Here is a 26093-nt window from a genome sequence, read left to right as displayed (position 1 = left end):
CGCGCTATGCGACAAATATCCCGTCATCGCCGCCCGCAGGGTGGCAATCCGCGCGGTCAGGGCGTCCGGCTCTGGGGCCGGCACGCCGTGCTGGCTGCACTCGCTAATCCCGAGCGCCGCGTCCGGCGCATCTGGGGCACGCGCGAAGCGCTCGGTCAGCTCGACCTGCCGCCGGTGATTCCGATCAGTTATGCCGATGTCGCCGACCTTGCGCGACTCGTCGCACGCGATGCGCCGCACCAGGGGCTGGTGATCGAAGTTGATCCGCTCGACGATATCTTCCTCGCCGACATATTGCAGGCTGAGGTCGATGCCGACAGCCGGCGCCCGCTCGTCCTGCTCGACCAGGTGACCGACCCGCACAATATCGGTGCGGTGCTGCGCTCGGCCGCGGCCTTCGATGCCGCCGCCATCATCACGCAGGACCGGCACAGCCCGCCCGAAAGCGGCGTCATCGCGCGCGCCGCGTCGGGTGCGCTCGAAAGCGTGCCGTGGGTGCGCGTGGTCAACCTGTCGCGCGCGCTTGAGGAGATCGCCGAGGCGCAATATTGGCGCATCGGTCTGACCGGCGATACCCGGACGACGCTCGGCGAGACGCTCGACGGCAGCAAGGTGGCGCTGGTGCTGGGGTCGGAGGGCGATGGCATGCGCCACAATGTCGTCGAGCATTGCGACGTGCTCGCGCGGCTGCCGATCTCGCCGCGCATGGAAAGCCTGAACATCTCGAACGCCGCAGCGGTCGCGCTCTACGCGGTTGCCACAACGGCGGCCTGATCGTCGTCCCGGCAAAGGCCGGGACCGCTACCATCATACGGGATGCCAGAGGCCCCAGCTTTCGCCAGGGCGACCTTCGGTCTCAGTCCTCTTCGGCGATCCGCACCCGTAGACCGTCGAGTTCGGCGGTGAACGGAATCTGGCACGACAGGCGCGAATTGCCGTCGCGGTCGCTCGTCGAATCGAGCAGGTCGTTCTCGTCTTCGCTCATCGCGGGAATCGCATCGCGGCTGCCTTCTTCGACATGGACATGACACGTCGCGCACGAACAGCAGCCGCCGCACAGCGCCAGCAGTTCGTCGAAGCCCGCATCGCGGATATTCTCCATCACGGTCAGGCTGGTGTCGCCTTCGATCTCATGCTCGGTCCCGTCACGCGTCACGACAATCAGCTTGGCCATGCTCATCCCCATAATTTTCGAGTCGGCTGGCCTATGTCGCGCGTTGCACGGCAAATCAAGCGCTGCTAGGGAAACGGCAGGAACAAAAAGGGAATATCGAATGGGCCTGAGCCATGAGCAGTTGACTGCGGGAATCGACGCGCTGGCGGCGGTCGAACCGAATTTTGCGCGCGCGCTGGGCAACGCCGGCTATCCCGAGCCGCGCATCCGCGAGCCCGGCTACACGACCTTGCTGCGCACGATCGTCGGCCAGCAGGTCAGCGTCGCCGCCGCCAATTCGATCTGGAACAAGCTGGAGGCCGGGTTCGGCGAAGGCTGCCCGGCGGACGTGATGGCCGCGGCCGAGTTCGACGCGCTGCGTGCCTGCGGCCTGTCGGCGCAGAAGCAGAGCTATGCCAAGAGCCTCGCGCAGCTCGTGCTCGACGGCGCGCTCGATTTCGACGCCCTCCCCGCCGACGACGAAGAGGCGATCGCGTTGCTCACCAAGGTCAAGGGCATCGGCCGCTGGTCGGCCGAAATCTACCTGCTCTTCGCCGAGGGACGCCCCGACATCTGGCCTGCGGGCGACCTTGCGGTGCAGGAAGCAGTCGGCCGCATCCTGTGCCTCGACGCGCGGCCGAGCGAGAAAAGGGTACGTGAACTCGCCGAACCCTGGCGCCCGCACCGCGGCGCGGCGGCGATCTTCAGTTGGCACTGCTATAACATGGACGTGATCTAACGTCCCTGCCCCTCCCCCGAAATCTCCGTCAGGATGCGCATTGCGCCAACGCCTGCGTAACCGGTTTCAGATTGTTTTCGCGGTCATATTCCGACAGCGTTCCGTCCTTCTGATAGGCTTGCATGATAGCCAGGGATTCGCGCAAGGCCGGGCATTGCAGATCCGGGCGCCCGAGGACGGCATAGACTCCGGCGCCGTCCTTCAACCCCACGGCGAGATGCAACCGAGCGCCCTTGTTGCCGCCACTCTTGGCGGCCAGCGAACGGCGAATGGCGATCGCTTCCTGCGCCGCGGCGATCGCCGCCGGCCTGTCGCGGCGGGCGCTTTGAATCTGGGCCAGCACCATGCCGGTCAGCGCCACCGATTCGGGCCAGCCCGCATCCCTGGGGTTCGCCGCCTGCTGCGCCCGCGCGAGGCTCTGCCCTTCGTTGATCGTCGCCAATGCGTCGTCCAGCCGGCCGGCGACGCGGTACATGTCGCCCAGCGACCAGAGCGATGCGACCAGCTTTCGGACCGTGGCGGGGTCGCCCTTCGAGGCGCGAACGATGTCACGGTTGAGGGCCACCGCTTCGCGCATGCGCGCGATCGCCTGGTCGGGCTTGTCGGCATAGCGGTAGACTTCGCCGCTCTGGCGCAACAGGCCCGACAGGGCAATGCGGGTGGCCTGCTCGTCGCGAAGAGCCGGCGGCATCGTCTGCACCAACTTGATGCCCGCTTCGTAGGTCGCTCCCGCCTTCGGCAGGTCATTGTCCCAGCCATAGCTGTCGCCCAGATACAGATAGGCACCGGCCAGGGCGCCGGCGCTGCGCGGCGTCTGCCGCGCCAGCCCACCGAGAAGCCGCTGCGCCTCCTGGGCCTGTGCACGCGCGACCTTGGCATCGCCGTCGCCGTACAAGCTTTCTCCGGCCGCGGTCGCCAACAGGTGGCCGAGCGACAAGGATATGTCATCGCGGCGCGGATAGTCGCGATGCAATTGCCCGAGCAGGTTCAGCGCATGCTGCCGAAGCCGCTTCCCCTCCTCGCGCTTGCCAAGCGATCCGCCGCCGGTGAAGCCGATCAGCTTCGACAGGCGGAAATAGCCCTCGCCCACCTCCAGCCGAACGTCGATCGGCGCGTCGCGGTCCGCGGCCAGCTTGTCGAGATAGGTCTTGCCGCTATCGGCGAGCAGCAATTTGGCGTCGGTCGTCCCGGGCACCGCGTCGATGGCGTCATAGGCGTCGAACAGCAATATCTTCGCCAAGGCGCGCACGTCGTCGAACCGGGCCTCGGCGCGCAGGCGGGCGTCCTCGGCGCGGGCGTTGGCGACCAGCACGGCGATCAGCGCCGCCGTCAACCCCAGCAGCGCCACCGATGCGAACGCGACCGGCCACCGATTGCGCCCGACGAATTTGGCGAGCAGGTAGCGCTTGCCGCCGCCATATGCCGACACCGGCCGGCCGGCGCGCCAGGCGGCGACGTCCCCGCGCAGCATCTGCGCGGTCTCGTAGCGCTTGCCGGGATCGACCTCCGTAGCCTTGGCGATGACGGCATCGAGTTCCGGGGCGCGTTCGGCGCCGCCGACGAGGAACGCCAGCACCTTGCCGAGCGAATAGATGTCGACCAGCGTCGTCGCCTCGCCGCCCGTCATTCGTTCGGGCGCGGCATAACCGGGAGTCAGGCTGAGCGTGGCCAGCGATGGTCCGACGCCGGCGCGGTCCTGCCACAGCGCCGATACTGGCTTGGCGATGCCGAAATCAATCAGTTTGGCGACGCCGTCGCGCGTCACCAATATGTTGGACGGCGTGATGTCGCGGTGGATGATCAGGTTGCGATGGGCAAAGGCCACCGCGTCGCACACACTTTCGAACAGATCGAACCGCCGGTCGAGGCCGGGCTTCTCCTTCGAAAGCCAATCGCCCAGCGAATCGCCGTCGATATATTCCATCACGATGTAGGGCAGGCCGCCGTCGGTCTGTCCGCCGTCGAAAAGCCTTGCGATATTGGGATGACCCAGATCGGCCAGCGCCTGGCGTTCGTGCTGAAACCGCTCGATCAGCGCTTCGGACAGCAGCCCCGGTTTGATGAGCTTGATCGCGACGACGTGGTTGAAATCGCCGCCGACCCGCTCCCCCTTGTAGACGGTGCCCATGCCGCCCCGACCGATGACGTCGATGATGCGATACTGCCCGATCCGTTCGGGAACCGGTTCGTCGTCGATCATCGACGCAGCCATGCCGGTCTGCAGACCGGGGCCGGCACTTGCGGCCAACAGCGACTCGAGCCGCGCGCGCAGTTCGGGTTCATCCGCCGTTCGCGCGTCGATCCACGCAGCCCGTCGCTCAGGGGCAACCGCGAGCAATTCCTCGAAAAATCGAAGCACCCGTATTTCGCGTTCGCGCTCGTTCATGCTGATCCCCCCGATCTCGCCCGGGTCGATCCTAGTATATTTTCGCGGCAGGTCGATCCTTTGGATCGCCCTGCGTCCCGGGATGGGAACACCGACGAAAAAGGCCGGGCGGAGCATTCCCCACCCGGCCTTTCGGTCTCTTGCGACGCGAAGAAGCTTATTTCTTCGCGGCGGCCTTCTTTGCCGGAGCCTTCTTCGCAGCGGGCTTGTCCTCGGCAGCCTTGGCGGGCGCCTTTTTCGCAGCCGGCTTGTCATCGGCCTTGGCGGCCGCAGCCTTCTTCGCCGGCGCCTTCTTGGCGGGCGCGGCTTCGGCGGCCTCTTCCTTCTTGGTGGCGGGCTTCTTCGCCGCCGCCTTCTTGGCCGGCTTGGCGTCGTGATCATGGTCGTGGCCGCAGCCGGGGCCGTGGACATGCCCGTCGTCATCGGCCTCGATCGCCGCTTCCAGTTCGTCGCGGGTCACTTCGCGATCGCTGATCTCGGCCTTCTCGAACAGGAAGTCGACGACCTTGTCCTCGTAAAGCGGCGCACGGAGCTGCGCGGCGGCGAGCGCGTCCTGCTGGACATATTCGACGAAGCGCTGGCGATCCTCGGGACGATACTGCTGCGCCGCCTGCGTCACCAGCCGCTGCATTTCCTGCGCGCTGACCTGAACCCCGTTCGCCTGCCCGATCTCGGACAGTAGCAGGCCCAGACGGACGCGACGCACCGCGATCGCATGATATTCGTCGCGATCTTTCTCCAGCTCGGCCTTTGCCGCCTCGGGGTCTTCTTCGTGGCTCGCTTCATGTTCGAGCTGCTGCCATATCTGGTTGAATTCGGCCTCGACCATCGTCGGCGGCACTTCGAAATCGTGACTCGCCGCGAGCTGATCGAGGAGCTTGCGCTTCATATAGGTGCGCGTGAGCCCGTTATGCTCCTGCTCGACCTGATCCTTCATCAGCTCTTTGAGCTTGTCGAGGCTTTCGAGACCGAGCGACTTGGCGAACTCGTCGTCGATCTTCGTGTCGGCGGGAACCTTCACTTCCTTCACCGTCACGGCGAATTCGGCAGGCTTGCCCTTGAGATTCTCGACCGGATAGTCCTCGGGGAACGACACTTTGACGGTCTTCTCGTCACCGACCTTCACGCCGACGAGCAGATCCTCGAAGCCGGGGATGAGCTGGCCCGAGCCGATTTCGACCGCCATGTTCTCACCCGTGCCGCCGTCGAAAGCGACGCCGTCGACGCTGCCCGCGAAATCGATGATCACCTGATCGCCGCTCGCGGCCTTCTTCGTCTTGGGGGCGTCCTCGAAGCGCTTCATCTGCACAGCGAATTCCTCGATCTTCGCCATTACCGCCTTGTCGTCGGCGGGGACAGTCAGCCGTTCGAGCGCCAGCCCGTCGATCGACGGCGCCTCGATTTCGGGCAGCACCTCAAGCGCGACGGTCAGTTCGGCATCCTTGCCGCGCTCGTAACCGTCGGCGAGGGTGACCGCGGGCTGCAGCGCCGGGCGCAGCTTCTGCTCCGCCATCAGCACCTTGACGCCTTCGTCAATCGCCTTGTTGAGCGCATCAGCGGACAGCGCCTCACCATGCATCTTACGGATGAGGTTCGGCGGCACCTTGCCGGGGCGGAAGCCGGGCATGCGCACGGTCGGTGCGATGCTCTTCACTTCGTCATCGACCCGCGCGTCGATGTCATTCGCAGTGATGATCAGGCGATACTCGCGCTTCAGCCCTTCGTTCAGCGTTTCGACGGTCTTCATTGCCTTGGTCTTATCCTTGCTCAAAATCTCGTAACGATGAACCCCGCCCGAAAGGCAGCGTTCCCCATATCCCGATCGAAGCTCGCGGAGGTGGTGCGGGCGAAGGGACTCGAACCCCCACATCTTGCGATACTGGTACCTAAAACCAGCGCGTCTACCAATTCCGCCACGCCCGCAGGAGCTGTCGGCCGGGTGCACGAAATCGCGCGCTGCCGCGCACGCCCGTGCGGGCCGCGCGGGGCTATAGCAGACGGGACGCCGAGAGCAAGGGTGAACGCCGCCTTTTCCCATGGATGCGGGGGAACGGAACATGGCATCATCCCATTCGTTGAAAGGACAAGGAGATGCATGATGGCGACCAATCCCGACCCGCTGCCCAAACCCAAACCCGATACCATCGAGCCGCAGGCGCCGCCCGAGCAGCCGGTGCAGCCGAACCCACTGGAAGACCCGGCCGGCCGGCCCGTCGAATTGCCCGACGGCCCCGGCGGCGGCGACCTCGACCAGCCCGGCCGGGGTCCCGACGAGTTGCCACCGCAACCCTGACCGGCCCGCCAATCCGGCCTTGACCCGCCCGCCGACTATCCGCACGGTAGGGGCGGGAGAGACGCATGACATCCAGAATCCGGGCCACGGCTCTTTTCGCGGCGCTGCTCGCGCTACCTGCGACTGCACAGGAACGGCCGACCATCTATCGCGGCGGCACGATCATCACCATGGACGGCGACGCGCCGCAAACCGTGCCGGCAGTCGTCGCAAAGGGCGGAAAGATCCTGTTCGCAGGCGACGAGGCGCGCGCGCGCCGTGCCGCCGGCGGAAAGGCCGCGATCCGCGACCTGCGCGGCGCAACGATGCTTCCCGGCTTCATCGACGCCCATTCGCATTTCGGAATCGCGATGCAGATGGCGGGTGGGCTCGACCTGTGGGATACAGCGCTGCCTCCCATCACCGACATCGCCGCGTTGCAGGGGGTGATCCGCGACCATATCGCGCGCCATGGCATCGCGAAGGACGACTGGGTGGTCGTCTGGCAATATGACAATGAGAAGCTGGCCGAAAAGCGTCACATCACCCGCGCGGAACTGGATGCGGTGTCGCCCGATCACAAGATTGTCGTGCTGCACCAGTCGCTGCACGCGCTCGTCGCAAACAGCGCCGCGCTCAACGCGGCCAGGCTGACCGACGCCAGCGAACCGCCCCCCGGCGGCCTGATGCTGCGCGATGCCGAGGGGCATCTGAACGGCGTGCTGCTCGAAAAATCGACCTTCCTGATGCTCGCCGCGATGCCGCAGCTCACACCCGAGCAGAAGCTCGAACGCCTCGTCGCCGCGCAGCAGCGTTATTTCGCCGAAGGCTACACCCACGCGCAGGACGGCGCGACGATGCCCGCCGACCTTGCTTTTTTCACCGGTCCCGACGCGAAGGCCCAGTTGAAGATCGATCTGGCGCTACTGCCGATCTACATGGGGCTCGACGCGCTGCTGGCGCAGCCGGACCTGCACTTCGGCACCTATGACCGGCATGTGAAGCTGCAGGGGATCAAGGTCATCCTCGACGGGTCGGTGCAGGCGCGCACGGGCTATTTCACCCGCGATTACGAGCGCGGCAGCCCCGACGGCATCCATCCGTGGCATGGCCATCCCGCGATGGACCAGCCAGCGTTCGACGATCTTGCCCGCAAGGTAACGACCCGCGACTGGCAGCTGTTCGTCCATGCAAACGGCGACGCTGCGATCGACATGGCGATCAGGGGATTCGACGCCGCGGGAATCACCGCCGCCGACGACCGCCGGCCGATCGTCATCCACTCGCAGTTCCAGCGCCCCGATCAACTCGCCGATTATCGGCGCATCGGCGTCGGGCCCGCCTATTTCTCCAATCACGCCTGGTATTGGGCCGACGTCCACCGCACCAACTTTCCAAAGGAGGTCGTCGATTTCATCAGCCCCTTCCGCTCGGCGCGCGCCGCGGGACTGATCGCATCGAACCACAGTGATTTCAGTGTCACGCCGCTCGACACGCGCTTCATGCTGTGGACGTCGATGGCCCGCGTCTCGCCGACCGGGGTGGTCAGCGGACCCGACGAACGGCTGGGCGCCTATGAGGCACTCCAGGCGCTGACCACCGGCCCCGCGTGGCAGGCGTTCGAGGAGGATCGCAAGGGCCGCATCAAGGCGGGCCTACTCGCCGATTTCGTCATCCTCGACCGCAACCCGCTGACCACCCCGGTCGACGACATCAAGGCCATCAAGGTGCTGGAGACGGTGAAGGAGGGCGAGACGGTATGGGAGGCGAAGGCCGGCTGATCCCGGCTACCGGAAAGCACCGGCATAATAGCTGAAAGCCATCAAGCCCCCTGAAGCGACGTCGTCCATTGGTTCACCGCCGCGCCGAGGACTTCCATCGGCAACGGCCCCGAGGCCAGAACCATGTCATTGTAGGCCCGCGAATCAAATCGGGAGCCCAGGTCTGCCCGGGCCTTCTCCCGCAGGTCCACGATCTGCTGCTTGCCGACCATGAAGCTGCAGGCCTGCCCCGGATATACACAGTATCGGTCGATCTCGCGCTCGGCCGCATCGCGATTCTCGCCCGCATTGGCGACCATCCAGTCGATCGCCTGTTCGCGCGTCCAGCGCGCATGGTGGATGCCGGTATCGACGACCACGCGACAAGCGCGGAACAATTGCCCCTGAAGATAGCCGATACGTCCCGTCGGATCGTCATCATAGGCACCGATCTCGGCAGCCAGCTGCTCGGCATAGAGCGCCCAGCCTTCCGTCCAGGCCGAGAAGCGCACCGTGCGGCGAAACAACGAAAGCTTGCCCGCTTCCTTCAGGACGCTGGCCTGAAAATGGTGGCCGGGGATGCCTTCGTGATGCAACAGCGTGGGGATCCGCCACAGGGCGTTCTCTTCGACCGACCGAAGGTTGATGTAGATGACCGATGGCTGGGCCGGATCGCTGCTGGCGCTGTAGAAGCCGCCTGGCGCACCTTTTTCGATCGCGGGTGATACCCGCCGGACCTCGACGGGAAGATCGGGCACGAAAGCGAAACCCCTAGGCAGGAGGTTCCTTATCCGGGCCAGACGCGCGGTCGCATAGTCGATGATCTCCCGTCGCCCCGCATCGCTGTCCGCCTTGAGGAAGCGCGGGTCGCGGTCCAGCGCGCTCATCCGCGCGGCGACGCTGCCTTCGGTGAGCCCTTGCGCGCGCAGCAGGCGATCGATCTCGGCGGTCAGTTCCGCCACCCACGTCAGCCCCAGCCGGTGAAGCTCCGCCGGTGCGTAGCCGGCCGTGGTGTTGGAGTGGAGACCCGAAGCGTAATAAGCCTCCCCGTCCGGCTTTGCCCACACGCCTGCCCGATCGTCGGCGCGCGGACGCAGGGCGTCCAGCGCCGCCATCTGACGGGTAAGTGCCGGTGCGACCTGCGCGGCGAAGATCGCCGCGGCACGGCTTTCCAGATCGTTCAGGCCGGCGGCACGGGCGCGGGCCACCGCAGGCCCGATTAGGGGATTCGAAGCAGCGGGCATATCACGCAGCGTCGCGATCTGCGCCACCGTCTTGGCGAGAATGAAAGCCGGCGGCACGACGCCAAGACCCGCGTCATGGGCGATCTGCTCCGTTTCCTGATCGAGGGCGACCACCAGTTGCCGCAGCTTGTCGAGATACCGCTCAGCATCCGCTTCGTTCGCCAGGGGGGAGCGACCGGCGATGCCGTCCGGCAACCAGTAATAGGCCCCGTTCATCTGGCTGACGACATAGGGGCTGGGGCGCAGATTGATGTCCGAGAATCCGTAGCGCCCATATTGATCGTCCATGGCGTCATAGACAAAGCGCGCGGTGTCATAGTCTAGCGCGGCCGCGGGCGAGAGGACGGAACGATCGACGCCGTTCAGTTCGGCCAGGCGCGCCGCATTGGCCTGGCGTGCCTGCGCGCGCGCCGCGAGGGAATAGCCGCCCAGGCTGTCCGGTCCTCCCTCTTCGTCCCGCAAGGCCCGGGCGTGCCGCTCGAGCATGGCGGCGAGACGGACATCGGCGGACGTTCCCGCCGCACGGCCTGCGGAGGCGCAGCCGGTGAGAGAAAGGGTGGCGCCCAGCGCAGCCGCGCCGGCCAGAAGATCACGACGACGCATCAGGCGGCGCTCCATTGTTGAACCAGGGCGTCCAGAACCTCCATCGGCAGAGGGCCTGACCGCAGGATGAGATCATTATAGTCGCCAAGGGAGAAGCGCGGCCCCATGGCGCGTCGCGCTGCCTCGCGCGAGGCGCGAATCTGCTGCTTGCCGACCATGAAGCAGCAAGCCTGCCCTGGATAGACACAATAGCGATCCACCTCGCGCGCGGTGGGCCCGGGCAATTCGCCGACCGTGTCGACCATGAAGGCGATAGCCTGTTCGCGGGTCCAGCGCTCGTGATGGATCCCGGTATCGACAACCACACGCCCCGCGCGCCAAAGCTGGGCCTGCAGATAGCCAATCCGCCCGAGGGGATCGTCCGCATAAGCGCCGATTTCGTCCGCCAGTGCTTCGGCGTAGAGCGCCCATCCTTCGGTCCAGGCCGAGAAACGCACCGTGCGCCGGAAAAGCGAAAGGCCGCCCGTGTCCCTCAGCACCGCCGCCTGGGTGTGATGGCCTGGCACGCCTTCATGGTGGACCAGCGTCGGCAGGCGCCAGGACGGCAGGTCGCTGGGCTTCTTGAGATTGAGTAGGACCGCGCCGGAAGTGCCATCTCGCGGGCCGTTGTAGAAGGCGATGGGCGAACTGTCCTCGCTGGTCAGCGGCATGCGCCGGACCTCGACGGGATCGTCCACGAAATGGTTGAAGGCGCGGGCGGCGCGGCCCCGCGCAGCGACCAGATAAGCCTTGGCCTGGCGATGGACTTCGGCCCGGCCCGCGTCGGTGTCCTGCTGGATCAAACGGGCATCCGTATTCAGCGCCGCAATGCGCTCGCCGACCGAGCCGCGGGTCAGATTCAGGGCACGCAGATCGTGATCGATCTCAGCGCTCAGTTCCCGCACCCACTCCTGCCCCATGCGGTGCAGATCGCCCGGCGCGATATTGGCAGTGGTGTTGGCGCGGAGCGAGGAGGCATAGGTCGCCTCGCCGTCGGGTTGGGCCCAGACCCCGGCCTTCGAGGAAGTGCGGGGCATCAGTGCGTGTAGCGCCTGAGCCTGCCTGTCGAGTGCCGGCCTCATCAGGCGGTCGAAGCGCTCGGTCGCCTGTGCACCGACCGTGCCCGACGCCGCGATGGCGGGCGCCAGAAGAGGATTGGCCGCGGGCGCGCTGTCCCGCAGCGCACGCAGTTGGGACAAGGTCGCGTCAAGGATAAAATCGGGCGGAACAACGCCCAGCCCGGCATCATGCACGATGCGCTCGCTTTCCTCGTCGATGCCCCGGGCCAGAGCCTCGATATTGTCGAGATAGGCGCGGCGTTCCGCTTCGGGGCTGCTCCCACCCGTGCCGAGCCTGGACGGCAGCCAGTAATAGGCGCCGTTCATCTGGCTGACCACATAAGGGCTGGGACGCAGGTCGAGGTCGACCGTTCCCGGCCGTGCCAACTGGTCGTCGAGAACCCCGTAGACGAAGGCCGCCGTATCATGGTCAATCCGCGCGGCAGGTGACAGCGCGTCGTAGCCGATCCCGGCCAATTCTTTCATGCGGACCGCGTTCTCCGCATGCGCCCTCACACGACCGGCCAGCGACCGATCTCCGACCGGATTGCCCGGCTCCGCGCCGAACCGGCGCAAGGCGTTCGCGTGACGCTCGAGCAGAGCTTTCAGCCGGGCGTCGGCGCCTTCGCTCGCGAACAGGGGCCCCGCGCCCGTCCCGACCATCGCGACGCCGGCGGCGGCGCCCAGAAGCATCTGCCTTCTGTTCATTCCCATCTCCGGCCGGCGGCGACCCTCAAGCCGATGCCAGCCAGCGGTCGACCTTGGCTTCCAGCACGTCGAGCGGCAAGGCGCCGGTATCGAGCACCTGGTCGTGGAAGTGGCGGATGTCAAAGCGGTTGCCCAGCTTCTCGGTCGAGCGGCGCCGCAGTTCCTGAATCTTCAACTCGCCGACCTTGTAGGCGCTCGCCTGCCCGGCGTTGGTAATGTAGCGGTCGATCTCGACAACCACGTCGCGCGGCGCCATGGAAGTGTTCGCCATCATATAATCGATCGCCTGCTGCCGCTCCCAGCGAAGGGCGTGCAGGCCGGTGTCGACCACCAGACGCACGGCGCGCAGCATCTCCATGTCGAGATGGCCGAACCACTGATAGGGATCGGTGAACAGGCCCAGCTCCTTGCCGAGCGACTCCGCGTACAACCCCCACCCCTCGGTGTAGGCCGTCGCCGGCGCCAGCCGGAAACGCAACATGTCGGGCAGGCTTTCATCCTCCTGCACCAGCGACGACTGATAATGGTGGCCGGGCACGCCCTCGTGGAGCTGGAGCGTTTCCAGCGTCGGGATCGGCCGCGTGTTGAGCATCGCCATGTTGAAATAGAGCACGCCCGGCTCGGACGCGTCGGACGGGCCGGAGCGGTAATAGCCCGTGCCGCGCTGATCCCCCAGCGCCGGCAGCGGACGCACCTCGAACTCGGCACGCGGGCGCCGTGAGAAGAGGGTGGGGATTTTTTGCCAGACTTTTGCTTCGATCCTCTCGAAATGGTCGATAAGGTCTTGAGGTTTGGTGTAATAAAAACGGGGCTCGGTACGGATATATTCGAAAAAGGCGTGAAGATCGCCGGTGAAGCCGGCGGCCTGACGCGCGCCCTCCATCTCTTCGAGGATGCGCGCCACCTCGGACAGGCCGACGCGGTGGATCTCCTCCGCGCTCATCGTCGTGGTGGTGTGCCGCACCAGATCGGCCGCATAGACCCGGTCGCCGTCCTTCATCGACCACAGGCCCGCGCCGTCGGCGGCGGTGGGCAGATAGTCGTTGCGCAGGAACGTGCGCCACCGGTCATAGGCCGGATAGGCGCGCGTCTCGACCGCCTTGCGATAGGCGGCCTCCAGCCGCGCGCGGTCCGCGGCCGCGATCGTTTCGGGAAAGCGGGTGACGGGCGAATAGAGCGGGTTCTGCTCGACCGGCAGCGCCAGGAACGCCTCCACCTGCTTCAGCACATTGTTCACCACGACCTTCGGCTGGTGATAGCCGTCGGCCATGCCCTGACGCAGGCGCGTGACCGTGTCGTTCATGAAGCCCGTGAAGCCGTCGAGCTGTTCCAGCGCGATCTCGTAATCCTCGACGCTCGCCAGCGACACGCCGGCCGACATATAGTCCGGAAACTCCACATGCAGCCCGAAGGAGGCGTTCAGGGGCGCCTTGCGCCGGATGGCGTTGACGCCGCTGTCGAACTCCCCGACCGCCTTTTCGGCCTGATAGCGGAACACGTCATAGGCGATCTGGTCGCCCTCCGGCAGCGCCGCCCGGTCGATCCGGGCGAGGCCGGCGAGTTCGGCGCGCTTGTTCGCTTCGAGCCCGGTGGCATAGGCCTCCCCCTGCGGATCGACGAACACCGGCCCCAAAGGGCGCTTCCCGCGGCGGGCAAGGCGCATGGGGTTGAGGAGATCGTCGGCCTGCTGACTGTCGCGGACCAGCTGGGCGAAGCGTTCCCGCGCGGCCGGCTGGCCAAGCGCCGCCGCGACCGGCGACCGGGAAATCAGGGCCAGAGAGGCTACGCCGGCGGCTCCCGCAAAGAGTTCACGTCTTTTCATCGTCCGTCCTCGTTCCTTGTTCGCCCGCCCGAAGGCCGCGCGGTTTATCCAGATGGGCGAACCGTGCGCCCATATCGTCACCCCACCATAGCCATCCATGGTGAAGCGGCGACAGGCCCTCGGGACAAAAAGACCTGTCGCCGCCCCGAGCGGATCAGAAGCGACTCGTCACGCCAACGAAGAAGCGGCGACCCAGGATGTCATAGGTCGACGGATCGGTGTTGGACTGGATGCCCGGCGTCCAGGTGCGCGGCGCCTTGTCCGTCAGGTTGTTGACCCCCATGCGCAGCACGAAGCTGTCGCTGACGTTCCAGCTGGTGAGCAGATCGAAATAGTTGATCGCCGGCAGGCTGTTGGCGGTGTTGTAGATGTCCATCTTGCCGACCCGGCGCCAGCGCAGGCCAAGACCGAACGGGCCGTTGCTGTAGTTGACCGAACCCAGCATCTTCCACTTCGGGAAGGTGAAGCCGTTGGTCGAGTCGATGGTGCCGGCCCGCTCGTTGAACGGTCCGCCCGCCGCGTCCTGACGCTGCCAGGCGCGCAGCCAGCCGACCACATAGTTGAGGTTCAGCGAGCCCAGATTGCCCAGACCGGCATCGGCGAGATCGAAGCTCCAGTCGACCTGCAGATCGATGCCCGACGTCTTCAGGGTCGCCAGATTCTGCTGGAGGCCCAGGCTGTTGATCACGTTTCCGGTCAGCGGATCGCGCTCGAACAGCTGGCAATAGCCATTGTTGACGTCATAGGTCGGATTGGTCACGCCCGTGGCGTTGAAACAGCCCTGAAGCTGGTTCGTCGCGGTGATGCTGCCGACCACGTCGGTGATCTTGATGCTGTAATAGTCGATCGAAGCCGAAAGACGGGAGAACAGCGCGCTGCCGAAGTTGGGGCGATAGACGGCACCGACCGTCCACGTATCGGCCGTTTCCTCCTTCAGATTGACGTTGCCGCCGACGAAGCCCTGAATCTGCGTGCTGTTGAAGACATAGCTGTCCACCGCAGCGGCCGACAGGCCCTGAGCAAGGCAGAGCTGGCGCACCTGAGCCGCATCCGGACCGTTGCGATAGGCGCCGCGAATATCGCACGGGTCGCCGCCGAAGACCGGAGCGCCCTGCGCGTTCACCGGCCCGCCGATCTGGGGCGAGCTGATGTCGCGATTGCCGTAGAGTTCGCCGATCGAGGGCGCGCGCACGGCACGCTGAATGCCGCCACGCACCCGCAGGCTGTCGAACACCGTCCAGTCCACATCGGCCTTGTAGGCCTGAACGCCGCCGATGGTGCTGTAGTCGGAGTAACGATAGCCGAGGGTCAGTTCCAGCCGCTTGATGAGTGGCAGGTCGGTCACCACCGGGATCAGCGCCTCGACGAAGAATTCGGTGGAGTTGGTCGAGCCGGTCAGCGGCTGAACCGGGTTGAAGCCCGCCACCTCGACGCCGCCGATCCGGCCGCCGTCGGGCAGGCCGTCGGCCCCGAGGTGGGGAACGATCGGATTGCTCTGCGACAGGCCGGAGTCCGGACGGAATGCAAAGCTGTCCTCACGATACTGCGCACCGAGCGCGACACGGACCTGACCCGCGGGGAGCTGGAACAGGCCGCCCTGAATCGTGCCTTCGAAGATGGTCTGCTCGCTGAGGGTCGAGTTCTTGCTGTTGCGGTTGATGTAGGCGATGCAGCTTTTCGACAGGGTCGTCAGGCCGAACGGGTTGAAGCCGCCTTCGCACAGGCTGGCGCCGCCGGTCGGGTCGTCGAGCAGGCGCTGGACGGCCGAACGGGAGACGTTGCCCGACTGTTCGGTCGAGTTGTCGACGCGGCCGTACTGGCCGCTGAGGTCGTAGCGCCAGTCGCCGAACGGCAGATCGCCGCGCAAGCCGGCCGTGACCTGAAAGACCGTGGTGCTGTCGCGGGCCAGACGGCCGCCGATCGCGTTGAAGCGCTTGTTCAGGCCGAACGACGCCGTCGGATCGGGACGGGCATCCAGAAATTCCCGCAGGTCCGCGGTGATGAACGGATTGGTCGACGGCACGCGGAAGCCGTAGGTCGGCGACGGTCCCGGCATGGGCGTCGGCGACAGGATGGTGTCCGCGCTATATTGGGTGAACAGGACGTTGCTGTAGAGCTCGATGGAATCGGCCAGTTCGTAACGCGCCGCCGCGAAAGCATTCCAACGCTCCAGCGGAATGCTGAGCATGCCGGTCGCGCCGGTGTTATAGGCCCAGGCCACGCCGGGTTGATGATAGGCGTCCCACTCGGGGCCGCCGGGGCTCTTGAAATTATAGGCGCCGACATGGCTGAACAGCGAGCCGTCGGTATTGTAGCCGAACTCGCCCGTCGGCGTGACGCAGTTGGTGCAGCCCAGATAATTGTTGATGAAAGCCTGGCTGGGCAGATTGGTCGAGTCGAAGGTGGTCACGCCCAGCGGCGACACGCTGTTGCGGCCCGAAACCGCGGAAAAGCCGCGCGCGCTGCTCATGATCGCTTCGCGCGTCGAGCGACCGACCGACAGGACCGCGTGGCCGCGCCCGTCGTCGAATCGGCCGCCGATCGTCATGGTGTAGCTCTGCGTCGCGCCGTCGCCCTGTTCGGTCACGCCATATTGGGCGTCGAGTTGAACGCCCGAGAAATTGTCGTTGAGGATGAAGTTCGCTACACCCGCCAGAGCGTCGGAACCGTAGGTCGCCGACGCGCCGCCCGAGATGACCTCGACGTTGCGGATCAGGGCCGACGGGATCAGGTTGATGTCGACGGTGCCGTTGGCGTTCGACGGCACGATGCGGCGGCCGTTCATCAGCACCAGCGTCCGGTTGCTGCCCAGGCCGCGCAGGTTCAGGTTCGCCTGACCGCCGTTGCCGGGGTTCACCGAACCATTGCTGGTGCCGGGCATGAACTGCGGCATGTCGTTCATCAGCGTCTCTGCCGTGACCGAGCCGGTCGCCTGCAGGTCGGACTGCCCCACCGTCACGATCGGGCTGGTCGAGCTGTAGTCCTTGCGGACGATGCGCGAGCCGGTGACGACGATGTCTTCGGACGGGGCGGCTTGCGCGGCGGCGGTCGCGCCATCCTGAGCAGCCGCCGGCGCTGCGGCGAGAACGAGGGCCGCGAAGCCGCCGATCATGGTTGACGCCAGAAGGCGTTCACGGGTGATGCTGAAGGTCAAGAGGAAGCTCCATGGACTCGATGTTGAAGGATAATCGCGTTCTTTCGACGCGTTGGACGGAACGTCAGGCGTCGAGTTGCGCGGTGGCCTCGATCTCGACGAGAAAATCGGGAAGGGCGAGCGATTGAACGCCGACGACGGTATTCGGCGCCGGGGTCGCTCCCCCGTAGAAGCGCTGAATCGCGGCGACCACCACGCCCAGCTTTTCGGGATCGTTGTCGACGATGTAGGTGCGCAGGCGAACGAGGTCGGCGGGCGTCAGCTTCATATGCTCCAGCACCGCCGTGAGGTTGGCGAGCGCGGCCTCGACCTGAACGGCAAGGTCGCCCTCGCCGATCACGTTGCACTGCGCGTCCCATGCGACCTGCCCGGCCAGATGCAGGACCCGGCCGCTGTCCTGAACGGCGGCGTGGGAAAAGCCGAACGGCGTGCTCCTGTATAGGTTCGGCGGATTGATCTTCGTGCTGCCCATGATGCGGATCCCGGTTCAGTCCACGAGTTCGAGTTGGAGCCCGAACGGATCGAGGATGTAGAGGTTCTTCTTTCCGGCCAGCGGGCCGGCGTCGATTTCGATCACGTCCATCGGCGTGCATCCATGCTCCGCGAGCCAGACCGCCGCCGCCTCGACGTCGTCGACGCGGAACGCCAGATGATGCCCGCCGAGGTCGCAATTGCGCGGCGGCGAAGCATCTCGATCCGAAGGCTTGTCGTACTGGGCCAACTGGATGCGGGCACCGCCGTCGAACTCGATCATCGCCAGGGTCAGGCTGGCACCCGCCACGCCGACATGCGTTTCCATCCAGTCGCGCCCATCGGTGCCGACCGGAATGTCGGCCGCGTCCATCGGACCCATGCGATAGAGCTCGCGACCCCCCAGGACATCGCAATAGAAAGCCAGCGCGCGAACCAGATCGGGCACCGTGCGCGAAACATGATCGACGACCAGGAAAGACGGCTTGCGCGCCTGTTTCACCATCTCGGCCACCCTCTCCCCTTTCCGCAACGCGCCTTTGCGCCATTGAATGAGACAGGTTTTATGTCCGCCGTTTGTCGCGAACAATGACAGGTTTTGCAAAGTTCGTTGCGCTGGACGCAATCAATCTTCGGCGAGCAGATCGCCTATCCGGATCGGGCGCGCCGGGAAACGTGGCGTGAATCCATGGGGTTCGGTCGATACGCCGCCGAGCAGCGCCAGCAGGCCATGTTCGCAATTGCGCCCCTGACACACCCCCATGCCGCAGCGGGTCGCCAGCTTGACGCCGCCGGCGTCGGCGCCGATGGCGAGCGCCGCGCGCAGGTCGCCCATCGTCACGTCTTCGCAGCGGCAGACGATGGTGTCGGCGGGCAGGTCCCGGTCGGGCAGCGGCCCGGGGTCCGCGACCGCCTCCAGCAGCGCGGCGAAGCGCAGCGCGCGCGCGCGGGCACGCCGCACCGGCGCCGCCCTGCGGACGGCCTCGCGCAGGGGCAGGACGCCCATGTCCACGGCGACGGCGAGGCCGGCCAGCGCGCCTTCGGCCGCGGCCGCATCGGCGCCTTTCACCCCCGTCGTCTCTCCGGCGACATAGGCGCCGGGGCGCGAGGCCCGCATCCATGCGTCATGGCACGCCTTCCAGCCGCCCGGCCGTGCCGGACGGACCGCCAGCCCCATCGCCCGCGGCAGGTCCGACTGCGGCAGGAAACCGAAGCAGAAGGCCGCCGCGTCGCACGCCACGACCGCTCCGTCCTCGAGGCGCAGGCCCTGCACCCGGTCGCGGCCCTCGACGGCCGTCGGCGCGCGGCCGAAATGGATCGGCACGCCCGCCGCGCGCAGCCGCCATCCCATCAGCAGGACCGACATCAGGCGCGGCAGGTTCGTCAGCGCCGTCCAGGGACGCCCCAGCGCCTTCAGGACGAAGCGCCGGAAAGGCTGGCTGAACGCGACCGCCGCCACCGTTCCGCCGGCCTTGCGCAGCTGATCGGCCGCCAGCAGTTGCAGGGGGTGCGATCCGGCAAAGGCGATGCGGTGCCCGGGTGCCAGCATCTGGCTCTTCACGAAAGCCTGCACGCCCCCCGCGCTCATCGCCCCCGGCAGCGTCCAGCCCGGCAGGGGCACGGCCATGTCGTAACAGCCGGTGGCGATCAGGATGCGCCGGGCGGTGACCTCCCGCACGCCGCCGCCGTCCGAAAGGGCGAGGCGCCACCCCTCCCCCGCTTCGCGCGCGCCCAGCACCGAGCAGCCGCCGAGCCATTCGACCGACTCCAGCGATTCGAAGGCCGCCAGCCGAGCCTTGAGGCGGCGGTATTCGGCGCCCTCCAGCCAGCCGCGCACGGAAAAGGCGCGGGGCGGCTGGCGCAGGATCTGGCCGCCCGGCCGAAGCTGCTCGTCGATCACGACGATGCGCGGGCCGTCGGGCAGCGCCAGACAGGCCGCCTGCCCGGCGGGGCCTGCGCCGACGACCGCGAGGTCATAGTCGGGGCGGGCGTCGTCGTTCATCGCCGTTCGTCCGGGCGCGTGGTGACGATCATGCCGTCGGCCGCCGGGGTCAGGCAGGCGCGCAGCCGGCGCGGCGACGCGCTTCCGTGCGCCACCGTGACGAGGCATTCGCCGCAGACGCCCATGTTGCAGAACAGGCCCCGCGGCCGGCCGCCGCGATCGAGGCGAAAGGCCAGAAGGTCGCGGGCCAGCATGGCGGTCGCGATCGTCTCGCCTTCGAAAGCCGCGACCGCCTGCCCGTCGACCAGCAGGGTCAGGGGCGCCCCGCGCCGCACATCGCCGTCGCTACGCATCCGCCGCCCCCATGAAGCTGTTGAGATGGCCGAAGCGCGCGGGCGAGAATATCTCCAGCCGCTCCTCGGGCTCGTCGAGGATGCGCCGTGCGAGCAGGCGGGCGAAGGTGGGGCCGAGCGTGAAGGCCGAGCCGCCCGCCGCCACATAGACGCCCGGCGCCTGCGGAATCGCTCCGACCAGGGGCAGCTGGTCGGCGGTGATCGCCGTGATCCCGGTCCAGCTGCGGATCAGGTTCAGCTCGGCGACGCGCGGGAACACCCGCGCCGCCACGGCCAGATTGCCCCTCAGCGACGAGGCCAGCATCTCCGCGGGCCGGTCGAGGTCGAAGCGGCCAGCGGCGTCGAGCCGCATCCGCGACGGCCAGCCGCCGCCGATCAGCACATTCCCCGCCTGCGCCTGCTTCATGGACAGCCGCTGCCCGACATGCTGGATCAGCGGATCGAGCAGCGGAGCCGTCCGCTCGGTCGCGCTCATCAGCAGCGCGACGGGGTAGAGCGGCAGGTGCAGGTTGAACAATTCGCCGATCCGCGCGCTCCACGCGCCCGCCGCGATCAGTATCTTCGGCGCCGTGAGGTCTTCCGGGCCATCGGGCGTCTCGACGGTGAGCCGATAGCCGCTCCGCACCGGGCGCGCCGCGACGACGCGGCACCGCTGGCGCAGCCGGACACCCCGCGCGGCGGCGGCGGCGGCGAACGCCAGCGTCAGCGCCTTGGGGTCGGCGTGCCCCTCCGCCTCCAGATGGCTGGCGGCCACGACCGTTTCCGACAGGCCGGGCGCCAGCGCGCGCGCCGCGTCGCCGTCGATCATCCGCGACGCGAGGCCGCCCTGAACCTCCCGCGCCACCTTGCGTTCGAGAATGGCGACCTCGTCCGCGGTTTCGGCCACCATCAGGCCGCCGCGCATATGGACGCGGATGTCGGGGCCCAGTTCGTCGGCCAGCCCGCGCCATTCCTCGATCGCCAGCAGGTTGAGGCCCAGGATCGAGGCCGCCTGATCGGCGAGCGCCTCGCCATTTTCGAGAAAGCGGCGCTCGAGCTGGAAATGCAGCGAACCGGCGTTGGCGCCCGAGGCGCCGGCGTTGGGACGCGCCGCTTCGAGGATTTCGACCCGCGCCCCCGCCTGGGCCAGCCGACAGGCGGCGGCACATCCCACCAGCCCAGCGCCGATCACCAGGACATCGACGCCGTCCATTTCGGCTAGACGCGTCCCAATGCGGTCAAGGTGGCGCGGATGCGATCGAGGTCGGGGGCGGACACGTCGAGCAGCGGACGGCGCACATGACCGCCGGGCAGCCCCTGGATGTTCAGCGCGGCCTTCAGAATCGCGGGCCCCGAACCGAAGCGCCCGACCAGATCCTTGGTATACCATTCGTCCATGATGACCCGGTCCTGCCGTCCGCATGCGCGGGCCGCCTCGAAATCGCCGGCCCACACATGATTGTAGAAGTCGGGTTGCGCGCGGCCAAGCACGCCGCCCGCCCCCATGGTGCCATCGCCGCCCGCGCCCTTCAACAGGGCGAGGCCGCAATCGTCCATGCTGTGGCCGAAGACGTGCACCCGATCGCTGAGCCCGAAATAGGTCTGCACGAAACGGCGCAGGTCGCCGGTCGACTGCTTGATGGCGACGACATTCTCGATATCGGCGAGGCGTTCCAGCAGCGGGATCGACATGTCCACCCCGGTGCCCGGAGGCCAGTTGTAGACGCAGATCGGCAGCGGACTGGCATCCGACACCATCTTGTAAAAGGCATGAATCTCGTCATCCGAAGGACGGATGTAGGGCGGCGGGGTCACGAGAATCCCCTCGAAGCCCGAAACCGCCGCCTCGGCGGCGAATTCCAGCACCTCGGCCGCCGTGAAGGCCGTGCATCCGGCGATCAGCGGCAGCTTGCCCGCCATCTGCGCGCCGACCGCGGCGATCAGCGCCTTGCGTTCCCGGGGGCTGAGGCTGGTCCATTCGCCGGTCGTGCCCGCCACCACCAGCCCATGCATCCCCTCTGCATGAAGCCATTCCACCAACAGGCCGAGACCGCGCAGGTCCATGTCACCCTGGGCATCGAAAGGGGTGGTGATCGCCGGGATATAGCCGCGCCACCCGACGCGCGTTCTCTTGGTTGCCACAAGCACCTCGAAATTAGGCATAGTCGTAAATGGCGCCCCCTGTCCTGCATTTTTCCCTGTCCCGCAAGGCGGGATGATTGGCCGAAATCATTGCGTTCAACGCAAGGATCGATAATGTGGCCGCCATGCACGGAAACGCTCTCTATTATTTTTACGAAGCCGCCAGCCTGGGTTCGATGCGACTGGCCAGCGACAAGATCGGCGTGGCGGTTTCATCGATCAGCCGCCAGATCGCGCAGCTGGAGAAAACGATGGGCGTGGCGCTGATCGAACGCGGCCGGCGCGCCATCCGAATGACCGAGGCCGGGCGCCTGGCCTATGAATATTATCAGGGCTGCATCGCCAACGAAGAAGCCTTCATGAACCGCCTGCACGAGCATCGGCAGTTGAAGGCGGGCAAGGTCAGCATCGCCATCGGCGAGGGATTCCTGGGCGGATTCTTTTCCAAGGTGCTGGAGGATTTCCAGGGTCAGCATCCCGGCATCGCCGTGACCGCGTCGGTCCTGCCGACATCCGAGATCGTGCATGCGGTTCTGGAGGACGACGCCCATTTCGGCCTGATCTTCAACGATTGCACCGAGCCCAAGATCCGGGTCCGCGCGACGGTCGCCCAGCCGCTGATGGTCATCTGTGCGCCCGATCACCCGGCGGCGAAGCGCAAGTCGCTGTCGCTGGAGGACCTGAGCACCTATGACCTGTGCCTGCCCGACGCCAACCTGCGGCTGCACCAGATATTGCGCGAGGCGGAGCGCCGCGAGCAGGTCTGGCTGGAACCGGTGCTCACCACCAGTTCGATCTATGTGATGCGCGAAGCCGCGCGCGCCGGGCGGATGGTGACCATCCTTCCGCGCATCGCCGCAGCCGCCGAACTGGAAGACGGCCGGCTCGTCGCCCGGCCCATCTACGAGGCCGACCTCGAACATACCTCGGTCAGCCTGATCCACCGGCTGGGACGCCAGCTGGACGGCGCCCCGGCCCGCCTGATGGCGGCCTTCGAGGCGCGGCTCAAGGGATGGAGCGAAAGCGACGGTCCCGCCGCGGCGTGATCGCCGTCACGCGGCCGCGGCGACGGCCGGAGAGGCGCGCGTGGTGAGCAGGATCGCGATCACCGCGACGATGAAGTTGACCCCCATCGCCACGAGGCCGATGTCCCAATCCGGCAGGGCCACGGCCCACATGTCCCGCGCCGCCGGCAGCAGCAGGGCCAGATAGCCCGCGCCGATGCCCGTCGCGACGCCGAGCGCATTGGCGCGGGGCCACAGGAAGGCGAGGAACACCCCCGGCGTCAGCATGCCGATTGCCGCATAGGCCGACAGGCCGATCTCCACCAGCGAGGCCGTGGCGCCGAGCGTCAGCCACACCGCGATCACCGCGAAGGCCACCATCGACAGCCGGGACAGCAGCAGGGTCGCGCGGTCGCTCAGGTCCGGTTTCAACGGCATGACGACGTTGCGGCTGAAGATCGAGCCGGCCGTGAGCAGCAGCACCGAGCCGGGCACGAGCGCGAGGAGGCAGGCGGTTCCGGCCAGCAGCCCGATCATCCAGCCCGGATAGGAATCCGACACGAATTGCAGCAGCGCGGCGTTGATGTCGTTGTCCGGCGGGGACACGCCCGCCAGCAGGGCGCCGAAGCCGAGCAGGATGATGAAGAAGAAGGACAGCGAATAGAGCGGCTGCCAGACGGCGTTGCGGCGGATCGCCTTGCGGCTGCCGGCCGCGTAGCAGAGCTGGAACATGTGCGGGAATATCCACGTGCCCAGCGCCACGTTCACCGCGGCGGTCATCATCCAGGTGACCGACAGGCCCGCCTCCGGAACCAGCCCCGGAAAGACGCCGATCCCCGGATATTGATCCTGCACGCGGTCGAACACGTCGAGGATCGACGACGCCCCGACCTTGCCGGCGACGGTCGCGCTGAGGCCCACCACCAGCACGATCATCAATATGTCCTTCACCCCCGCCGCAAAGGCGGCCGATCGCAGGCCGGCCACATAGACGAAGGCCAGCATGATGACGGCGGCGAGGACCGCCGACATGGTCGGCGACACGCCGGTGCCCAGCGTGAGGCGAAGGATCAGGCTGAGCGCCGTGATCTGGATCTGCACATAGACCACGATGGCCGCGATCCCGGCCAGTCCCACCAGGCAACCGAGCCAGGTCGCATCATAGCGGGCGGCGAAGAAATCCGCCTGCGTGATGAATCCCCCTTCGCGCCCGGCCTGCCAGATGCGCGGCATCAGCCAATAGCCCAGCGTCGCGGCCAGCGACACCGAGGTGAAGGCCAGATAGGCGGGCGCGCCATAGGCCCAGGCATAGCCCGAAATCCCGAGAACGGCGAAGGTCGTGTATATCTCGCCCGCGTTCAGGAACCAGAAGATCAGGGTGCCGAACCGGCGCCCCCCGACCGCCCATTCGGCGACCGTCCGGGCGCGGGTCTTGCGATAGCCGTAGAACAGCGCCCCCAGCATGGTGCCGAGAACGATGGCGATGGTCAGGCCGAGGATCACGAGGGTTTCGCCTCGTCGGAAGGTTCGGGGAAGGAATCCGGCTCGTCATTCGCCTCGATGCGCTCGTCGCGCGCGAAGACGAAGCCGATGGTGGCGCTCGCCACCACAATCCCGCACATCTGCCACAGCATCGGCAGCGGCAGCGAAAAGACGCGAACGGCGGCGGTGTTGACCAGCGGGGTCCCGCCGACCTGCCAGATGAAGGGAATCAGCAGGAGCCAGCGGTGCGCATAGCGCCGGTGGGTCGGCGACAGCAGGGATCGGAGCGTCATGGAGTCACGCCGCCCGGATCACCGGACCTGGCCCGAAAGGCCATGGTCGTCGCGCACGACCTGTCCGCCCTTCATGACGAAGTCGATCGAGCGCAAGGCGCGGATATCGCGGGTCGGGTCGGCATCGACGAGCACGATGTCGGCATATTTGCCGACGGCGATGCTGCCGATGTCCGCGTCGCGGCGCATCATGCGGGCCGGCTGGATGGTCGCCGCCTGCAGCGCCTGGAGCGGGGTCATTCCCGCGTCGACGTAAAGCTCCGCCTCGCGCACGGTGGCGGTCGTGCCCTCATTGTCCTCGAAGGGAAACTGGTCGGTGCCCAGCGCGATCGGCACGCCGAGGCGGATCGCGGACTGCAGCATCGCCCAATGGTCGCGGCCGACGCTGTCCACCCGCTGCAAATACCAGTCCGGCGACCCGATGCGCTGATAGAAGGCGCGCGCGCCCGGCTGGCTGACCACGATCGTCGGAACCAGCCACACCTTGTCCTTCGCCATGCGGCGCAGCACCGGCTCGGTCAGGTGATAGCCGTGCTCGAAACCGTCGATGCCGTAGGTCAAGGCCTGCATCGCCGCCTCGGGCGAGCCGTTGTGCGCGGTGACGCGCACGCCGTTGCGGTGGGCCACGTCGATGAGGACCGACAATTCGTCGTTGGTCATCGGGGCGGCGGCGATGGCGCCGTGCGTGTCGGAGATGCCGCCCGAAATGGCGATCTTGATCCACGAGGCACCCTGGCTGATCTGCCGGCGCGCCGCCTGCGCGAAGGCGTAGGGGCCGTCGACCTCGAGGAAGCCGTGCCCGCCGGTGGGCACGATCAGTTCGCCGGCCGTTTCGATGCGCGGCCCGACGGCCTCGCCCCGGTCGATGGCGCGGCGGAGCGCGAAATCATTGCCGTGGATTTCGAACACCAGACGAACCGAGGTGACGCCGGCGCGCAGCGACAGGCGCGCGTTGTGCGCCATGCGCAGCGCCTGCTGCGCGTCCGTTTCGTTCTGCAACTCGGCCCCGGCGGTGCCGGGAAGCTTCAGGCCGAAATGCACGTGCATGTTCATGAGGCCGGGGATCAGCCAGCGCCCGTCGACGGGGACGATGCGCGCGCCCGGCGGGGGCTGGAGGCGGCCGCGCGGGCCGAGTTGAACGATGCGCTCGCCCTCGATGACGACGACGGCGTCCTCGATGACGCGGCCGTTTTCCACGTCGACCACCGCGCCGCCGACCAGCGCGACGACATCGGGCGCCGGCGACTGGGCGACGGCGGGAGCCGTGACGAGGACGGCGGCTGCAAGACCGGTCAGATACCGGGCGATACGGCGAAGGGTGTCGATAGGCATAGGGATTCCGCGATCAGTCCGGAACCGCCCGGAACCAGCGAAGTCTAGGGCCTGCCGCGGCCAAGACAATGCCAGGAGCTGATGCATGATGTTGCGCTGAATGCAACGATCCTGATGCAGGCCGCCTTTCGGATCAACAATCGCGACGCCTGCGCGGGCAAACGACGGCGATGCGGCGAAGGCGGTGTTCTAAGGCGTGTGGGGATTCATCTTGCAA

The 26093-nt window shown here is 67.0% G+C and carries 21 protein-coding genes and 1 tRNA gene; 5 read left to right on the top strand and 17 right to left on the bottom strand.

From position 1 onward, the window contains the following. Positions 1-6 precede the first annotated feature (6 nt). Entirely contained in the window at positions 7-774 is a 768-nt protein-coding gene (gene rlmB, locus SGR02S_RS07530) for a 23S rRNA (guanosine(2251)-2'-O)-methyltransferase RlmB (RefSeq protein ID WP_067107454.1), read from the top strand. Positions 775-856: 82 nt separating this feature from the next. On the opposite strand, the gene SGR02S_RS07525 is transcribed toward rlmB, so the two are convergent. Next, entirely contained in the window at positions 857-1174 is a 318-nt protein-coding gene (locus SGR02S_RS07525) for a 2Fe-2S iron-sulfur cluster-binding protein (RefSeq protein WP_067107528.1), read from the bottom strand. Positions 1175-1274: 100 nt separating this feature from the next. Here SGR02S_RS07525 and SGR02S_RS07520 point away from each other — a divergent pair, with 100 nt between their 5' ends. Next, entirely contained in the window at positions 1275-1892 is a 618-nt protein-coding gene (locus SGR02S_RS07520) for a DNA-3-methyladenine glycosylase family protein (RefSeq protein ID WP_067107452.1), read from the top strand. A 28-nt stretch (positions 1893-1920) separates the two neighbouring features. On the opposite strand, the gene SGR02S_RS07515 is transcribed toward SGR02S_RS07520, so the two are convergent. From SGR02S_RS07515 to SGR02S_RS07505, 3 genes are all read right to left on the bottom strand, one after another. Beyond that, positions 1921-4278 carry a serine/threonine-protein kinase gene (locus SGR02S_RS07515; RefSeq protein WP_169799657.1) on the bottom strand — a complete coding sequence of 786 codons (2358 nt, stop codon included), beginning with the start codon at positions 4276-4278 and terminating at the stop codon, positions 1921-1923. Positions 4279-4435: 157 nt separating this feature from the next. Continuing rightward, positions 4436-6025 carry a trigger factor gene (tig, locus tag SGR02S_RS07510; RefSeq protein ID WP_067107448.1) on the bottom strand — a complete coding sequence of 530 codons (1590 nt, stop codon included), beginning with the start codon at positions 6023-6025 and terminating at the stop codon, positions 4436-4438. 91 nt (positions 6026-6116) lie between these two features. Then, a tRNA-Leu gene (locus tag SGR02S_RS07505) sits at positions 6117-6201 on the bottom strand. Positions 6202-6373: 172 nt separating this feature from the next. Between SGR02S_RS07505 and SGR02S_RS07500 the strand changes: the two genes are divergently transcribed. Together SGR02S_RS07500 and SGR02S_RS07495 are read left to right on the top strand one after the other, a co-directional pair. After that, positions 6374-6571, top strand: a complete 198-nt coding sequence (locus SGR02S_RS07500) for a hypothetical protein (protein WP_419964919.1) — start codon at positions 6374-6376, stop codon at positions 6569-6571. Positions 6572-6636: 65 nt separating this feature from the next. Then, a complete protein-coding gene (locus SGR02S_RS07495) occupies positions 6637-8331 on the top strand; it encodes an amidohydrolase (RefSeq protein ID WP_067107444.1) in 1695 nt (564 codons plus the stop codon). A 41-nt stretch (positions 8332-8372) separates the two neighbouring features. Here SGR02S_RS07495 and SGR02S_RS07490 read toward each other — a convergent pair whose 3' ends face one another. From SGR02S_RS07490 to SGR02S_RS07445, 10 genes are all read right to left on the bottom strand, one after another. After that, on the bottom strand, positions 8373-10157 hold the full coding sequence (locus tag SGR02S_RS07490; RefSeq protein ID WP_218000120.1) for a DUF885 domain-containing protein: 1785 nt from the start codon (positions 10155-10157) through the stop codon (positions 8373-8375). Next, on the bottom strand, positions 10157-11902 hold the full coding sequence (locus SGR02S_RS07485; RefSeq protein WP_067107439.1) for a DUF885 domain-containing protein: 1746 nt from the start codon (positions 11900-11902) through the stop codon (positions 10157-10159). The genes SGR02S_RS07490 and SGR02S_RS07485 overlap by 1 nt, the downstream gene beginning before the upstream one ends. 25 nt (positions 11903-11927) lie before the next feature. Beyond that, entirely contained in the window at positions 11928-13724 is a 1797-nt protein-coding gene (locus tag SGR02S_RS07480) for a DUF885 domain-containing protein (protein WP_067107525.1), read from the bottom strand. 154 nt (positions 13725-13878) lie between these two features. After that, complete coding sequence (locus tag SGR02S_RS07475; protein WP_082797019.1) at positions 13879-16878, bottom strand: TonB-dependent receptor domain-containing protein; 3000 nt, start codon at positions 16876-16878, stop codon at positions 13879-13881. 64 nt (positions 16879-16942) lie between these two features. After that, positions 16943-17350: a RidA family protein gene (locus tag SGR02S_RS07470; protein ID WP_067107438.1), complete on the bottom strand. Its 408-nt coding sequence runs from the start codon at positions 17348-17350 to the stop codon at positions 16943-16945. A gap of 15 nt (positions 17351-17365) precedes the next feature. Continuing rightward, complete coding sequence (locus tag SGR02S_RS07465; protein WP_067107436.1) at positions 17366-17854, bottom strand: VOC family protein; 489 nt, start codon at positions 17852-17854, stop codon at positions 17366-17368. 120 nt (positions 17855-17974) lie between these two features. Continuing rightward, positions 17975-19351 carry an FAD/NAD(P)-dependent oxidoreductase gene (locus tag SGR02S_RS07460; RefSeq protein ID WP_067107435.1) on the bottom strand — a complete coding sequence of 459 codons (1377 nt, stop codon included), beginning with the start codon at positions 19349-19351 and terminating at the stop codon, positions 17975-17977. Continuing rightward, positions 19348-19644 carry a (2Fe-2S)-binding protein gene (locus SGR02S_RS07455; protein ID WP_067107434.1) on the bottom strand — a complete coding sequence of 99 codons (297 nt, stop codon included), beginning with the start codon at positions 19642-19644 and terminating at the stop codon, positions 19348-19350. The genes SGR02S_RS07460 and SGR02S_RS07455 overlap by 4 nt, the downstream gene beginning before the upstream one ends. After that, a complete protein-coding gene (locus SGR02S_RS07450) occupies positions 19637-20836 on the bottom strand; it encodes an NAD(P)/FAD-dependent oxidoreductase (RefSeq protein ID WP_067107432.1) in 1200 nt (399 codons plus the stop codon). Before SGR02S_RS07450 ends, SGR02S_RS07455 begins: the two co-directional genes overlap by 8 nt. Before the next feature lie 5 nt (positions 20837-20841). Further along, on the bottom strand, positions 20842-21765 hold the full coding sequence (locus SGR02S_RS07445) for a dihydrodipicolinate synthase family protein (RefSeq protein ID WP_255211413.1): 924 nt from the start codon (positions 21763-21765) through the stop codon (positions 20842-20844). Positions 21766-21890: 125 nt separating this feature from the next. Between SGR02S_RS07445 and SGR02S_RS07440 the strand changes: the two genes are divergently transcribed. After that, entirely contained in the window at positions 21891-22811 is a 921-nt protein-coding gene (locus SGR02S_RS07440; protein WP_067107519.1) for a LysR family transcriptional regulator, read from the top strand. Positions 22812-22817: 6 nt separating this feature from the next. Here SGR02S_RS07440 and SGR02S_RS07435 read toward each other — a convergent pair whose 3' ends face one another. From SGR02S_RS07435 to SGR02S_RS07425, 3 genes are read right to left on the bottom strand one after another with little or no spacing between them, the layout of a single operon-like run. Next, positions 22818-24272, bottom strand: coding sequence for a sodium:solute symporter family protein (locus SGR02S_RS07435; RefSeq protein WP_067107427.1), 1455 nt, complete (start codon positions 24270-24272; stop codon positions 22818-22820). Continuing rightward, complete coding sequence (locus SGR02S_RS07430) at positions 24269-24544, bottom strand: DUF3311 domain-containing protein (RefSeq protein ID WP_067107425.1); 276 nt, start codon at positions 24542-24544, stop codon at positions 24269-24271. The genes SGR02S_RS07435 and SGR02S_RS07430 overlap by 4 nt, the downstream gene beginning before the upstream one ends. Positions 24545-24562: 18 nt before the next feature. Continuing rightward, complete coding sequence (locus tag SGR02S_RS07425) at positions 24563-25876, bottom strand: amidohydrolase family protein (RefSeq protein WP_067107421.1); 1314 nt, start codon at positions 25874-25876, stop codon at positions 24563-24565. Positions 25877-26093 lie beyond the last annotated feature (217 nt).

It is taken from the genome of Sphingopyxis granuli NBRC 100800 (genome assembly GCF_001591045.1).
Taxonomy (GTDB): domain Bacteria; phylum Pseudomonadota; class Alphaproteobacteria; order Sphingomonadales; family Sphingomonadaceae; genus Sphingopyxis; species Sphingopyxis granuli.
Note: the sequence above shows the minus strand (reverse complement) of the source record. Positions and strands in the feature narration are given on the sequence as shown.

Excerpts from the sequence above, each read along its gene's own strand:
- SGR02S_RS07460 (WP_067107435.1), bottom strand. The coding sequence starts at position 19,351 with ATGAACGACGACGCCCGCCCCGACTATGACCTCGCGGTCGTCGGCGCA.
- SGR02S_RS07470 (WP_067107438.1), bottom strand. The coding sequence starts at position 17,350 with ATGGGCAGCACGAAGATCAATCCGCCGAACCTATACAGGAGCACGCCG.
- SGR02S_RS07490 (WP_218000120.1), bottom strand. The coding sequence starts at position 10,157 with ATGCGTCGTCGTGATCTTCTGGCCGGCGCGGCTGCGCTGGGCGCCACC.
- SGR02S_RS07485 (WP_067107439.1), bottom strand. The coding sequence starts at position 11,902 with ATGAACAGAAGGCAGATGCTTCTGGGCGCCGCCGCCGGCGTCGCGATG.
- SGR02S_RS07440 (WP_067107519.1), top strand. The coding sequence starts at position 21,891 with ATGCACGGAAACGCTCTCTATTATTTTTACGAAGCCGCCAGCCTGGGT.
- rlmB (WP_067107454.1), top strand. The coding sequence starts at position 7 with ATGCGACAAATATCCCGTCATCGCCGCCCGCAGGGTGGCAATCCGCGC.
- SGR02S_RS07450 (WP_067107432.1), bottom strand. The coding sequence starts at position 20,836 with ATGGACGGCGTCGATGTCCTGGTGATCGGCGCTGGGCTGGTGGGATGT.
- SGR02S_RS07430 (WP_067107425.1), bottom strand. The coding sequence starts at position 24,544 with ATGACGCTCCGATCCCTGCTGTCGCCGACCCACCGGCGCTATGCGCAC.
- SGR02S_RS07525 (WP_067107528.1), bottom strand. The coding sequence starts at position 1,174 with ATGGCCAAGCTGATTGTCGTGACGCGTGACGGGACCGAGCATGAGATC.
- tig (WP_067107448.1), bottom strand. The coding sequence starts at position 6,025 with ATGAAGACCGTCGAAACGCTGAACGAAGGGCTGAAGCGCGAGTATCGC.
- SGR02S_RS07515 (WP_169799657.1), bottom strand. The coding sequence starts at position 4,278 with ATGAACGAGCGCGAACGCGAAATACGGGTGCTTCGATTTTTCGAGGAA.
- SGR02S_RS07425 (WP_067107421.1), bottom strand. The coding sequence starts at position 25,876 with ATGCCTATCGACACCCTTCGCCGTATCGCCCGGTATCTGACCGGTCTT.
- SGR02S_RS07465 (WP_067107436.1), bottom strand. The coding sequence starts at position 17,854 with ATGGTGAAACAGGCGCGCAAGCCGTCTTTCCTGGTCGTCGATCATGTT.
- SGR02S_RS07480 (WP_067107525.1), bottom strand. The coding sequence starts at position 13,724 with ATGAAAAGACGTGAACTCTTTGCGGGAGCCGCCGGCGTAGCCTCTCTG.
- SGR02S_RS07500 (WP_419964919.1), top strand. The coding sequence starts at position 6,374 with ATGATGGCGACCAATCCCGACCCGCTGCCCAAACCCAAACCCGATACC.
- SGR02S_RS07520 (WP_067107452.1), top strand. The coding sequence starts at position 1,275 with ATGGGCCTGAGCCATGAGCAGTTGACTGCGGGAATCGACGCGCTGGCG.
- SGR02S_RS07455 (WP_067107434.1), bottom strand. The coding sequence starts at position 19,644 with ATGCGTAGCGACGGCGATGTGCGGCGCGGGGCGCCCCTGACCCTGCTG.
- SGR02S_RS07495 (WP_067107444.1), top strand. The coding sequence starts at position 6,637 with ATGACATCCAGAATCCGGGCCACGGCTCTTTTCGCGGCGCTGCTCGCG.